This window comes from bacterium SCSIO 12844, from assembly GCA_024397935.1.
Lineage (GTDB): Bacteria > Pseudomonadota > Gammaproteobacteria > Francisellales > Francisellaceae > M0027.
Genome location: CP073743.1, coordinates 2,426,428 through 2,440,107, shown reverse-complemented (window position 1 = coordinate 2,440,107; position 13,680 = coordinate 2,426,428). Strand labels below are relative to the sequence as shown.

Sequence of the window (13,680 nt, the reverse complement as noted above, 5' to 3'; positions counted from 1 at the left end):
TTCTTTAGAAAGCATAGTATAAACCTTTGCAGAGCGCGTGCAATAACTTGAGTTATCGACAACTTAGGTTTAAACTCGACTCATTAAACTATTGATGAATTGTAATTTGTATAAATTTAAGGCTACAAATGTCAGATAAAACATCTAAATTGGAAAAAAAAGCTAAACATATAAAGAAAAAACATAAAAAAAACGAGCCAATAAAACCAAGTGGCTGGGCATTGTATCGACGACTCTTATGGGATGTCAGAGGTATGATGGGATTATTGGTGATTTCTGTCATCGGTAGTATTATGTATTCTGCAGCTGACTCTTATAGTATTTATTTATTAAAACCGATTTTAGATCAATGGCCAAAAGGTGGTGTCGATACAACTGATTCGATATTTCAGTATTTACCTCTAATTATTATTGGTCTTTTGGCAGTTAGAGGCTCAGGCGCTTTTCTTTCGAGCTATTATATGGGGCGTTTAAGTGCAATGATTGTGATGAATTATCGTGTGAAAGTTTTTAATAAGTTTTTGACACTGCCAGCATCCTATTATGATAAAAGAACAACTGGGCAATTATTATCAAAAATGTTGTATAATGTTGATCAAATTACATCAGCGACAAGTAGTGCCTTAATTACTATTTTCCAGGATGGTGCGTTTGCAATTGGCTTATTGGTTGTTTTGTTTGTAACTAGCTGGAAATTGTCTTTGTTTATCTTTATTGCAGCACCATTTTTAGCCATTTTTATTACTTGGGTATCTAAGCAATTTCGAAGACTTAGTAAAAATACGCAAAAAGCGATGGGTTCTGTGACTCATGTTGCTGAAGAAACAATTAAAAGTTATCGAGAGATTCGTATATTTGGTGGTCAGCAATATCAGTCACGCCATTTTTATAAGCATGCCTATTATACATTTACACAACAACTTAAAGTACGCTTAATTGATTCTATATCATCACCATTAATTCAAATGGTTGGTGCTGTTATTTTAGCGTTAGTTATCTATTTGGCGCTGGATGTAGATACGTCACATCAATGGCTATCAGCTGGTTCTTTTGCTGCTTTTATCTCTGCTATGCTAGCATTATTGAAACCAGTCAAAAATTTAACCAATGTGAATTCAACCATTCAAAAAGCATTAGCTGCAGTTGAGGATTTATATGAGTTAATGGATACTGAAGATGAGACTGATAAAGGAACTAAAACAGTTTCTAAAGTTAAAGGTCAAGTTGTATTTGATAATGTTTCTTTCAGTTATGAAACAGAAGAGAAAAAACAAGTATTAAACCGTATTAGTTTTTCAGTAGAGGAAGGTAAGACGGTTGCACTGGTTGGTCCTTCAGGTGGTGGTAAGTCAACATTAGTAAGCTTAATTCCAAGGTTTTATAATCCTTCTTCAGGTAAGATTTTAGTTGATGGTGTTGATATTAATGACTTAACACTTGAAAATTTACGTTCGCATATTTCATTTGTTTCTCAACATGTTTGCTTATTTGATGATACTTTATTTCATAATATTGCTTATGGTAAAAATATGAACGCAACTGAAGATGAAGTTATTCATGCTGCAAAAGCAGCACAAGCCTATGAGTTTATCCAACGTTTGCCGGCTAAATTAGGTACAGTTGTTGGTGAAAATGGCATGAATTTATCGGGTGGTCAACGCCAACGCGTAGCAATTGCTAGAGCTATTTTAAAAGATGCACCGATATTAATTTTAGATGAAGCAACTTCAGCATTAGATAATGAATCAGAGCGTTTGGTACAAAAAGCGCTGGATGAGTTAAAATCAGGTAGAACAACATTTGTGATTGCTCACCGTTTATCAACGATTGAAACTGCAGATGAAATTATAGTGATTAATGAGGGAAAAATTATTGAACAAGGAACGCATCAAAATCTATTAGCTAAAAATGGATTATATGCTCAACTACATGCTCAAGCTGAACATAGTGGTGACCTTATTAATTAATATAAAAATAAGGTGGTATAAATGGAGTCTTTTTTTCTCAAGCTTTGGTATCGAAAAAAAGTTAGTTTCTTAAGTTTATTATTATTGCCAATTGCTTGTTTTTTTTGGCTTATTAGCAAATTGCGCCATTATTATTATACACACATGATTAAACCTAAAGATGTGCGAGTGCCTGTTATCGTTGTAGGTAATATTACGTTAGGTGGTGTGGGAAAAACGCCTTTAGTGGCAGCGATTTATAAAAATTTAGTCAAAAAAGGTTATAAACCAGCAATCATATCACGTGGTTATGGTAGAAAATCTAAAAAAGATAGGCTTGTTACAGATAGTGCTACAAGTAGACTTGTTGGTGATGAGCCATTAATGTTATATCAAATGTTGCAATGCCCAATTGCAGTGGCAGCAAAACGTACAGATGCTTTAGATTTAATTTATCAGTGTCATCCTGAGGTTAATATAGTAATTAGTGATGATGGGCTACAGCATTATAAATTAAAGCGTGATGTTGAAATTGTAGTTATCGATGCTAAACGTCAACTAGGCAATGGTTTAATTTTTCCAGCAGGTCCTTTACGAGAAGGTAAATCAAGATTAGAGCAAATTGATTTTGTGATTTATAATGGCAAACCTTGCAAACAATTAGTAGATAATTATTTCATTATGATGCTTAAACCAAGCTATCTTATAAATATCAAAACGGCTGAAAAGCGTTTAGCTTCTGAGGTAATTGCAGATACCATTTATGCAGTAGCTGGTATTGGTAATCCACAACGATTTTTTAATACATTAGAAGATATAGGATATAAAGTAATACAAAAGCCGTACCCTGATCATTACCAATATAAAAAAGAAGATTTAATGTTTTCTTCTAAATTGCCGGTTATTATGACAGCAAAGGATGCGGTTAAATGTAAAGAAATTGCAGATGATAATAATTGGTATTTGGCCGTAGAAACAATAATAAATGAAGACTTTTTCAGATTATTGTCAGATAGAATATAATAATCAAATTTTTTATAACTAAATTAATGATTGATAAAGATTTTACTTGTAAATATTAGTTTATTATTTAAGCGATTTCATATAGACTTGTCTCCCAATAATCAATACTTAGAATAATATTAATTAAATTTTTGTTGAGAATAGTGATGATAAAAAGATTTCTAAATCATCCTGTTGCGCTTGTGGTTTGTTTTTTAACTGAGATGTGGGAGCGCTATGGGTTTTATGTGATTCAAAGCTTATTAGCGTTATATTTGACTTCTCATTTAAGTTTAAGTGATCGTTATACTTATACTCTGGTTGGCTCATTTACTGCATTAACCTATATCTCACCAATTGCAGGTGGCTGGATAGCTGATCGATTTTTGGGTCAGAAAAAAGCTGTATTGGTTGGTGCGAGTGTTTTATTTATTAGTTATCTAATATTAACGATAGATAGTTCCATTCATTGGCTTATGTTTGCACTAGGAGGTATTGCAGTTGGTACAGGTTTATTAAAACCAAATGTGTCATCTATTTTAGGCAGACAATATCAACCAGGTGATCCCAAACGTGATAGTGGTTTTACCATATTTTATATGGGCATTACCTCAGGTATTATTTTAGGGACAACAATACCGATTAAGTTAAGCGAGTATTTTGGTTGGAAATTAAGCTTTTTGAGTGCGGCATTTGGTTTAGTCATTGCGTTTTTGGTTTTTCTTATTGGTTCAAAAAAATTCAAATTAATTGATTATGCTCAAATTGAAGGGCAAAGCATAGTTAATTTTATTTATGCATTAATTAGTATTATGCTCATGTGGGGTATTTTTTATGGCATTATGATTAATACTGACCTTGCAACGTTATTTTTTGTGGTCATTATTATGATTGCTATAGGCTTTGTTTTATCAGTGGCTTATAAAGAGGAAGGGTTACAAAGAAGAAAGACCTTGGCATTTTTATTATTATGCATTATCTCTGTGATGTTTTGGTCATTTTATTTTCAAATGTTTATGTCATTAACTTTATTCATAAGAAGAGCGGTTGAACCAACAGTATTGGGTATTCAATTTCCACCGCCTTATTATGTAGCGGTTGAAAGTGTAGGAATGATTGTATTTGGCATATTGTTAGCAAGTTTGTGGGGGAAAATTAAGCAAGCCAATATTGCATTAGCTGCAGCGATAAAATTTGTTATTTCAATGGCATTTATGTTTTTGGCTTATTTATTGATATGGTGGTCTATGTTCCATCAAGAGCATCATTTATCAGGGCTAATTAATCCAAGTTTGATTTTAATTGCCTATTTAACGATTTCAATAGCAGAACTTATGCTTTCACCCGTTGGTTTGGCAGCCGTAACACACCTAGCTAATCCAAAAGTTGTCAGCACAATGATGGGCGTTTTCTTTGTTTCATTAGGTGCTGGCGGTTACTTAGCAGGAAAGTTAGCAAGCCTAACGGCAATTAACCCAAACCAAACAGACCTCATACAAATTAAATCAGATTATGCAAGTGCCTTTTCACAGTTAACTTACTTTTCATTCGCTGCATTTATTATTACACTATTGTTATCTAGTATCATTTATTTACTGATGCGACGTTACTATCAAAATCACCAGTATAACAGGCTATCTCAAGTGAAATTGGCTAAATACTCATCATAGGATAACGATTATCTCAATCAAATATGCGTATATGCTTAATATATGTTCCTCTTTCATCTATGTACCATTTTCATGTACATTTGTAAGAATGAAGATATTCAAGGTTTTTTTTACAAATGACTGGAGGGCTTAAATAATGGCTGAGAAAAAAGTGAAACAGTGTTCGGGGTCTGAAGCATTTGAAAGTATTGATAGTGATCAATCACAGTTCAATGATGAATTTGAGCAAGATGAGGCAGAGGTAGATGATCAAAATAATAGTACAGAAGAGGCTTCAGCATTAGAGTGGGAGCGTGATTTTTCTCAAGATGAAGTAGATGCTACAAAACTTTATTTACAAGAGATTGGCTATCAACCATTATTAAGTAAGGAAGAAGAATTACATTATGCAACTAAATCGCGTCGTGGTTGCGCAGAAAGTAAAAAGATCATGATTCAAAGTAATTTACGCTTGGTTGTGAAAATGGCTAAACGTTACCGTCCAAGAGGTGGTTTAACATTTCTTGATTTAATTGCTGAAGGCAATTTAGGCTTAATTCGCGCTGTTGAGAAATTTAATCCAGAATTAGGTTGGCGATTTTCAACCTATGCAACTTGGTGGATTAGACAAAATATTGAGCGTGCACTTTTAAATTTACAGCGTACTATTCGAGTGCCAATTCATGTATTAAAAGAGCTTAATGTTTATTTAAGAGCAGCTAATGAATTAACTAAACAATTAGATCATGAAGCAACTGTAGAAGAGATTGCAGAGTTTTTAGATCGTCCAGTAGATGATATCAAAAAAATATTATCTTCGACTAAATATGTTGAGTCATTAGATAAAGTTTATGATGACTCTAATCGTCCAGTGATAGAAACAGTCTCTGATGAAAATTCAACAACTCCAGAAGAAGAGTATAATGATCAGGCAACGAAAACATTTATTGAGCGTTGGTTAGATCAGTTAACTGAAAAGCAACGCACAGTTTTATCGATGCGTTTTGGTTTAAGAGGTTATGAGCCAAGAACACTGGAAGAAACAGGCCACTTTATTGGACTTACACGTGAGCGTGTACGCCAAATTCAGATGGATGCATTAAAAAAACTACGTATTTTAGCTAAAGATGATAATTTAGATGCAGATTTATGTCTACGTGAATAATGACTTAGAAATGGTGTGGATAATTAATATTGTTTTATGACTGATTATTCAGTATCCTGTTTTTTCGGCATTTATGTTGAATATAATAGGTGGTTGCAATGTACAATGAAAATGAGGCTGATGGTGTTCAAGGTGGGAGCTTAGAAAAGCAAGATAACCTTTCTTTAGATGATTTGCTACAAAAAGCGATAAATACAACAATGACAGCTACAAGTAATGTGCCTGTAGCTGGTGTTGAGGATGATGATTTTTTTCAACTTCAAGTTAATGATATTCCTCGATTAAAATACTCAACTGCGAAGGCTGGTAATGTTGCATATAACTTAGAAAATGATTTTTTCTTTAAAACGATACGCCATGATGAACAAGATTTTTGGGCTAAATTTATTGATGGCTTTGTTTGGGGTAATGAAGATGGGGCAGCATTAAGGCGTGAAGGAGCACGGAAAGCATACACCAGCCGCTTGTCTCAACCTGAAGCTCCTTATCATTTAGATCTTAAACGTCAATATGAAGTGGTTGATACAGCAACACATAATAACGCACCACTTTTTGAAAATGAAAAAAGAAAGTTAATATTAACTAAGGCTCAGTCATTAAGCTTGGCTTCACCTAATCAGGGTTATTACCCGAGACCTTTTGGCACTAATAGCCGTGATTGTTTAGTGGGTGTTCGTTGTGCAATAGTCGATGCCTATGTATCTAGAATTATGGTTTATGATGGAGGAACTTTTGGTAGACCTTATGATGCTGATACGCCTGAACAGGCAAAAGCATATGTTGATGATAAATTAAAAAGAAAAATTTATGTTACGAACTTACCTAGTTTGGTTAAAGAAGGGCTTAGAAATCCAAATAAACACAATGAAGTGATGGCACGTTTACATGCAAACCCAAATGATAGCTCCCTGCAAATAGTTATTTTTAATGATAATATTGAATCTCGTTTATTGGCACAGGCTAGAGCATTTGATTTAGCATACAATTTATCATTACGTTTAGATAGGCCCATTCCTCCAGTTCCTGTTTCGTTTTATAGTAAAGATAAATCTGTGCTTGAAAAACACCTTACGCACAGAAATAAGAATGTCCTTGAATATTACTTGCCATCTCAATTTAAAGATGATTTAAGAGAAGCAACAAAACAATCAGCATACAGATCTTACATCGCTTTTTTTAAACATGCAGATACCAATTTTCAAAATTTAAATAATCCTAAAGAATTTCTTGAAATACTACCTTTGTTACGTACTTTGGGTAAAGCGACTCAAGGCTTTGTTTTCGAATCATTTCTGCATAATTCCAAAGGAAATGTCAATTCATTTTTAATCGATGCTTGTAAAACTCACTTGGAAGATACTTTTTTATTATTAAATGACAACTTTAAATTTCAACCTACGATTGAAATATTATTAAATAATTTTAATGACTATATTAATGTGTCTAATGTTAATCAGCTAGCTAATTTACTCCATCGTTTAATTAATAAAAAAAATCCACAGTTGGTTGAAAATTTATTAGATAAAATAGTTGCTACTCAGAATGATAGTTTATTAGAAAAAATATTGTGTTATAAAAAAGATGGTAAAACATTAATTGGTTTAGCCACTGAAAGAGGTTATTGGAGCTGTGTTGATAAAATTATAAAAACTGGATACCCAAATGCAAATGATAAAGCAGATTATAGCCATGCTTTATTTTATACTGCTAAACACATAGATCAAAACCAACTTTCTTTAGATTTACTAAATAATCATGCAAAACCTAATGTCAGTGCACAAAATGGTTTTTCAGCTGTTCACCATGCAATTAAAAGCAATAATAATGAGTTATTAGAAGCAATGCTAAAAGCAGATGCTTCATATGCTAATCATATTTTTAGGCATGGCACAATAAGACCGATTGATTACGCTGTCAAAATAGAGAATATTAAAGCAATTGAATTATTATTATTGCATGGTGCTAACTATAATAAACCTGATCCTATGGCTTTAGCAGTTCAGCACGGTTTGGTGAATGTTATTGATCACCTGATAACATCAGGTGGTGCTAAATATGATTTGAATAGAACTTATGCTAATGGTGAAACATATACTCATATTGCAGCAAGATATAATCAGCCTCAAGTGATTGAATATTTGAATACTAGAATGATTAATCATGCTAATATTGCTGATAGAAGTGGTAATACACCTGTTCATATTGCGGTTGAACAAGCAAGTAAAGAAGCTTTAGAGGTTTTAGCTAGAACTGGAGCTAATTTAAATTATTTAAATATTAAGTCTCATAAAACACCCATTTATTTGGCCATTGAAAATAATGATTTATCCACGCTTGAGACATTGCATAAACTAGGTGCTGACTTTAATATGACGTTTCAATCAGATGAGGGAGTTGAAGAACTCAGTTATGCACACATTGCGGTAAGTTTAGATAAGCCTGAAATTTTAACAAAATTAAGTCAGCTTGGAATCAATATTAATACAGTAGACTCTCAAGACTTTAACCCAATTGGGCTTGCTATATGTCTTGGAAAAGTTGATGTGTTTAAAGCACTTTATCCAATAATAAACTCAGTGGGTAATGACAACTATCAGCAAAATAATTGGCAATATGCTGCCTATGCAGTTGAAAATGGTCAAATTAGTATTCTAGAAGCATTAAATGATTTTGGTATAAATTTTAATGAAGTTAGCGAAACTGGGGATACATTGGCACATTTTGCAGTAGAAAATGGCAATGTAGAGATGTGTAATATCTTAAATAAGATGGGCATTGATTTTAATCAACCAGATATTAATGGTAATACACCTGCTCATATTGCTATGGAGAAAAATGATTCTAAATTAATAGATTTTTTAATCCGAAATGGATGTGAATTTAACCAAGAAAATCAGCTAGGTGAAACACCTATACATAAAGTGATAAATGGGAAGAATTATACATTGTTTGATCATTTAATGAGACAAAATAAAATTGATTCTACTCAGGTTAATATGGATGGTAAAACGCTTGCTCATATTGCTGTAGAATCCGACAGTACAACGGTATTAAGTAAACTACAGCAAATAAAACATGGATTTAACTTTAATCAAACAGATAAAAATGGCCAAACACCATTACATCTAGCTATAGAATCTGGCAGTGATAAATTGATTAATTATATTATGAGTCTAAAAGGCATAAATGAAAGTTTAACGATAAGGGATAATCAGGGTAAAACACCTATAGATATTGCTCGAGAAAAGTTGGATGGCTCAGAAAAAAATAAGACTTATACTCAATTTCTTAAAAAATGTGATGCACAACATTGTAGTGATCCGAGTAGCCCATTTTATTCCACAGCTGATGATAAAAATCAACCCGGGGCTGAGTGTACAGCGTAAAATTTCTAGGTGAATTTTAAAATACATTTTTAACGATTTTAAATCGATAAATTATAATGGATAAAGTTTTTTTAAAAACTACATATTAATAATAATCAATATTAATTTATAACTGATTATTTTGAATTTTGATTTATCCAGATTCTGTGCAAATGCAAAATTTATTATTGCTTTGGTTGATTTTCCTATGATAACCTAGTGGCTTGCGCATAAAAATTAATATAAACCTAAAGCGGGAGATTATATGGGTTCAGTTTCCCTAAGTAGTGATCGCTCAACAAATATGATGACAAAAATATGTAGGTTAAAAGGTTACGCTTGGCTAGTCATTTTATTAAGTGCTTTTCTTTTATTTTATAAATATGTGATGCAGGTTTTTCCATCACTGATTGTCAGTGATTTAAAATTACAATTTCATTTAACCTCTGCTGAGACTGGTTTCTTTGCAGGTATTATGCTCTATACAATTTTAGTTGTTCAATTATTTTCAGGTGTTTTACTAGATCGATTTGGTGTTCGAAATTTAAGTAGTCTATCGATACTGATTTCAGCTTTTGGTGTTATATTGTTTGCAGTGACTAAAGTATTTTATGTTGCTGTAATTGCAAGAATATTAATGGGCGTAGGTGTTGCATTTGCGACAGTCAGTTATTTGAAAGCAGCGTCTATCTGGTTTGATGCAAGACGGTTTGCCTTTGTTAGTAGTCTACTAGCTACAGCTGCAATGGCCGGAGCTATTTTTGGTCAAGCGCCTTTAGCTTATTTATTTGCTAACGTTGGTTGGCGTGATGGCTTAGTGATCTGTGGCGGTGTTGGTATTGTTATGGCTGTGCTATATTGGATCATTGTGCGTGATGATAATCCAAATCAAATTTCATCTGAAGAATATGAAAAAGATGCAAAAGCAACAGGAAAGCTATCAGTTAAAGATATATTAGCGGTTTTTAAAAATCCAAATAATTGGTTATTAACAATTTATTCAGGTCTTGCATTTACTTCTATAGATGCATTTGCAGGGCTTTGGGGCAATGTTTATTTAAGAACTTTTTATGAGGGCTTAGATAAAGAAAGTGCAGCGTTTGTTATTTCGAGTATTTTCTTTGGTATGGCAATTGGTGCGCCTTGTATGGGGAAATTATCTGAGATAATAGACCGTCGATTAAGTATTATGATTATTTGTAATACGATATCATCTGTCTGTTTGTTTTTTGCTTTATACATACATATGAACTATTGGTTGTTAGTTTTATCTTGCTTTTTATTTGGATTTTTTATGAGCTGTTTTATGTTGGCTTTTGTCGTTGGCAGACGTGTTAATCCAATTTGGGCGGTAGCAACAGCCGTTGCATTGATTAATTCAGGTGAGCCTGTTTTAGGTGGTCTATTTGATGGCTTAATTGGTAAATTTTTAGATATGCTTGAGCCAAACGTTATCGGTATGAATTATAAATTACATAGCTTTCATTTAGCATTTATTATTTTACCGATTAGTGTTCTTATCGCTACATTTTTACTTTTTTTTATTAAAGAGCCGAAGAAAGTATTAAACTAATATTTATATGAATTTAATTTTTTATTGTATAATTGTAAAATATAATTAAAAATCAACTTAACATGCTATTTATTATGGATCTTATTGAATTATATAAAAAAGAAATATCAAAAAAAGGTTATGCGCAAGATGCTAATCAACTTGAAGTTATTAAAGCATTACAAGAAATATTGCTTAAAGTAAATGAAAATGAAAAAAAGAAACATAAGTTAAGGTTACGTTGGTTGCCAGGGAAAATGATTCATAGAATCAAGCCAATTAAAGGGGCATATATTTGGGGAAGTGTTGGCAGAGGTAAGACATTTTTAATGGATTTATTTTATAGTCAATTACAGACAGAATATAAAAAAAGAATTCACTTTAACCATTTTATGAAAATGGTGCATCAGCGATTAAAAGCGTTTAAAGGCCAAAAGTCACCTTTAGATAAGTTAGCGGATGAATTAGTATCTGAAATGCATATCATTTGTTTTGATGAATTTTTTGTTGAAGATATAGCCGATGCAATGATTTTAGGTGGATTATTTACTAAATTATTTGACCGGGGTTTAGCTCTTGTGGCAACATCAAATGTAGCGCCTGAAAAATTGTATCAAGGTGGATTACAAAGAGAGCTTTTTATACCAGCGATTAATAAATTGTTAGCCAATGTTAGTGTTTATAATTTAGATAGTGGTATTGATTATCGTTTCTCTCAAATAGCAGAAGCAAGCCGTTATTATAATGGATTAACAAAGGAGAAAGCATTGAAGAAGATGGATGATATTTTTCAAGAATTATGCCAAGGGGATTATTTAGAATCACAAAGCTTATTAATGGAAGGGCGAGAAATTGATGCAGTACGATTAAGTGATGAAGTTGCTTGGTTTGAATTTAATAGTATTTGTGGCTATGGGCGAGGTGTACATGATTATATTGAAATGGCAGCTAAATATAAAGCAGTCTTAATTAGTGAAATTCCTCTTTTAACTGATAAATTAAATGACGAAACAAGACGCTTTATAGCATTAGTTGATGAATTTTATGATTCCAGAGTTTTATTATTTATATCTGCAGATGTGTCTATGAAAGAGCTTTATCAAGGTAAACATTTTGAATTTGAATTTCAACGCACGGTCAGTCGTTTACATGAAATGCAGTCAAAGGAATATCTACATCAATCAGTTGAATTCGATAAATCTTCAAGACATGCAATGAAAGCATCATCATAAGGTGCTTGTATTGTCATTGGCTTTTCACTAACAGGGTGGATAAAGCGTAGTTCATGAGCATGTAAAAAAAGGCGTTTATGATTATTTTGGTAGAAATATTTATCTTTATGATGATCGCCGTATTTTTCATCACCAATAATTGGATGTTTATTATGGGCTAAATGGACACGTAATTGATGTGTTCTACCAGTGAGAGGTCGTGTCTCAACAAGTGTTGCAGCATTGTTAAATGACTTTATAATATTTACCGTTGTCAATGATGGTTTACCTTCAGGACTTACTTTAACTGCGTGTTCACCAGATGGGCGTTTGTATTTATATAAAGCTAAATCAATTTTATTTAATTTTTTAGGCCATTGCCCATGAACCAAAGCATGATAGATCTTTTTCATTTTTTTTGTAATTAATAATTCATGAAAATAAGTTAAAATATGGTGTTTTTTAGCAATAATAATACAACCGGATGTTGCTTTATCAAGTCGATGCACTAATTCTAGGCGTTTTTCATTAGGGCGAATAACACGTAAGCGCTCAATTAATGCTGCATCAATGCCACTACCACCATGGACAGCTAGGCCATAGGGTTTATTCAAAACGATTAAATATTCATCTTCAAATAAAATGCAATGCTCAAGAAATTCAGCTTTTTCAATTGAAATTGGTTGTTTCTCTGTTTTATTAATTTCAATATTAGGGATTTTCACAATATCGCCTAATTGTAGCTTATAAGAAGGTGTGGTGCGCTTCTTATTTACTCGAATGACGCCTTTACGAATCAAACGATAAATTAAGCTTTTAGGTGCTTTATAATGGAAATAACTTAAAAGAAAGTTGTCAATGCGCTGGCCTTGGCGTTCATCAACTTCTATATAGTTGATATGAGTCATTATGTTATCTTTTTATTTATGTTGTCTAATCAAAGGTTTTATTTGCTGTAAATTGACCAGTAACAAAGCCTTTTAATTGAATATCGATGCTTGGAATAATAGCATTAGGGCTTAAGTTAAGCAAATAATCAATAGTTGATGTAATATCATCTGTAGTTAATTTATCGGTATTATCAATACTAAAATCTTTAGTCATATCTGTATTGATAACACTTGGACAAAGGCTTGTAACTTTAACATTAAAAGCAGCCATTTCAATTAATAAAGCTTCAGAGAAGCCAACTAAAGCACATTTGCTAGCTGAATAGCTGCCAGTTCTTGGAACTTGGCGTTTAGCAGCATAAGAAGCAAGATTAAAAATATAGCCACTTTGTTGTTGTTTCATTTTAGCTGCAGCAGCTTTAGCAACAGCAAACGCACCTTTGGTGTTAATGTCGATTAAATCATCAAAATCTTCTAATGTTGTTTCACTTGTGCCATAACGTGCGATACCTGCACTGTTAAATACAACACTTAAATTGTCGATATTTTTTATAATTTCGGTTAATTGTTGATAAGCTTGATGCATGTCTCCCAAGTCAATAGAGAAGGCTTTGATGTTGATATCAGCGTTAATAGTTTGAAGGGACTGTTTAACTGTCTCTAATCGTTGAGAATCTCTAGCAATTAATACAAGATTATATGATTTATGTGCAAAGTAGTTTGCAACAGCTTTGCCAATACCCGCATTAGCACCTGTGATAAGTGCAGTTGGTCTATTCATAATAAAACCTAAAAATTTTTAATATTTTGTGAATATTATACGTTGAAATTAACGTTTAGTAATTATTTAAATGGCATAAAATTTGGTATGTTTTAGCAATAGTTATTATTGGGACTGGT

Annotated in this window: 9 protein-coding genes; 7 read left to right on the top strand and 2 right to left on the bottom strand. The window is 32.5% G+C overall.

The window, feature by feature from the left end:
- Nucleotides 1-128: 128 nt before the first annotated feature.
- The 7 genes from msbA (at nt 129) to KFE69_10850 (ending at nt 11,911) form a co-directional block, all read left to right on the top strand.
- Nucleotides 129-1,967 (top strand): lipid A export permease/ATP-binding protein MsbA, encoded by a 1,839-nt coding sequence (msbA, locus tag KFE69_10880; GenBank protein UTW42000.1) that lies wholly within the window; start codon nt 129-131, stop codon nt 1,965-1,967.
- 21 nt (nt 1,968-1,988) lie between these two features.
- Nucleotides 1,989-2,969, top strand: coding sequence for a tetraacyldisaccharide 4'-kinase (locus tag KFE69_10875; protein ID UTW41999.1), 981 nt, complete (start codon nt 1,989-1,991; stop codon nt 2,967-2,969).
- A gap of 146 nt (nt 2,970-3,115) precedes the next feature.
- Complete coding sequence (locus tag KFE69_10870) at nt 3,116-4,618, top strand: peptide MFS transporter (protein UTW41998.1); 1,503 nt, start codon at nt 3,116-3,118, stop codon at nt 4,616-4,618.
- Nucleotides 4,619-4,754: 136 nt separating this feature from the next.
- Complete coding sequence (locus KFE69_10865; protein ID UTW41997.1) at nt 4,755-5,762, top strand: sigma-70 family RNA polymerase sigma factor; 1,008 nt, start codon at nt 4,755-4,757, stop codon at nt 5,760-5,762.
- 98 nt (nt 5,763-5,860) lie between these two features.
- Complete coding sequence (locus tag KFE69_10860; protein ID UTW41996.1) at nt 5,861-9,148, top strand: ankyrin repeat domain-containing protein; 3,288 nt, start codon at nt 5,861-5,863, stop codon at nt 9,146-9,148.
- A gap of 244 nt (nt 9,149-9,392) precedes the next feature.
- Nucleotides 9,393-10,700: an MFS transporter gene (locus KFE69_10855; protein UTW41995.1), complete on the top strand. Its 1,308-nt coding sequence runs from the start codon at nt 9,393-9,395 to the stop codon at nt 10,698-10,700.
- Between the two features lie 62 nt (nt 10,701-10,762).
- Nucleotides 10,763-11,911, top strand: coding sequence for an AFG1 family ATPase (locus tag KFE69_10850; protein UTW41994.1), 1,149 nt, complete (start codon nt 10,763-10,765; stop codon nt 11,909-11,911).
- Here the strand turns inward: KFE69_10850 and KFE69_10845 are convergent.
- Nucleotides 11,857-12,798: an RluA family pseudouridine synthase gene (locus KFE69_10845; GenBank protein UTW41993.1), complete on the bottom strand. Its 942-nt coding sequence runs from the start codon at nt 12,796-12,798 to the stop codon at nt 11,857-11,859. The two genes, KFE69_10850 and KFE69_10845, sit on opposite strands and share 55 nt — an antisense overlap.
- Nucleotides 12,799-12,823: 25 nt before the next feature.
- Nucleotides 12,824-13,561 (bottom strand): SDR family NAD(P)-dependent oxidoreductase, encoded by a 738-nt coding sequence (locus KFE69_10840; protein ID UTW41992.1) that lies wholly within the window; start codon nt 13,559-13,561, stop codon nt 12,824-12,826.
- Nucleotides 13,562-13,680: the final 119 nt, after the last annotated feature.